Origin of the sequence: Mesorhizobium sp. M1E.F.Ca.ET.063.01.1.1 (assembly GCF_003998155.1) — a bacterium.
Classification (GTDB): domain Bacteria; phylum Pseudomonadota; class Alphaproteobacteria; order Rhizobiales; family Rhizobiaceae; genus Mesorhizobium.
This window is the reverse complement of record NZ_RZSC01001631.1, coordinates 1-437: the sequence shown is the minus strand read 5'-3', so window position 1 is coordinate 437 and position 437 is coordinate 1. Positions and strand designations below refer to the sequence as shown.

The window sequence follows — 437 nt, the reverse complement described above, 5'->3', positions numbered from 1 at the left end:
CGCCGATGCCGTGCGCGTGACGCTCGGGCCGCGCTCGAAATCTGTACTGATCGAAAAAAGATGGGGTGCCCCGATCGTTTGCAACGACGGGGTGACGATCGCCAAGGAATTCGACCTGAAGGACCCGGAAGAAAATCTCGGCGCCAGGATGCTGAGACAAGCAGCCGAGAAGACCGGCGATATGGTTGGCGACGGCACCAGCACATCGACCATCCTCGCTCACGCGATGTTTGCCGATGGCGTTCGCAATGTCGTCGCCGGCGCCAGCGCGATCGACATCAAGCGCGGCCTCGATCGCGCCACCAAGCGCGCGATCGAGACACTCAAGCAAATATCTCGACCGGTCTCGACCCGGCGCGAAAAGGAACAGGTGGCCACGATCTCGGCGCACAACGACCCGCTCATCGGCCAGTTGGTTGGCGAGGCGATTGAAAAGG

General features: G+C 61.8%; 1 protein-coding gene. It reads left to right on the top strand.

Annotation, left to right across the window (positions count from 1 at the left end; all coding sequences use genetic code 11):
- Positions 1–437: TCP-1/cpn60 chaperonin family protein (locus EOA29_RS40135; RefSeq protein WP_281061162.1), on the top strand; the 437-nt coding region annotated here is incomplete at both ends.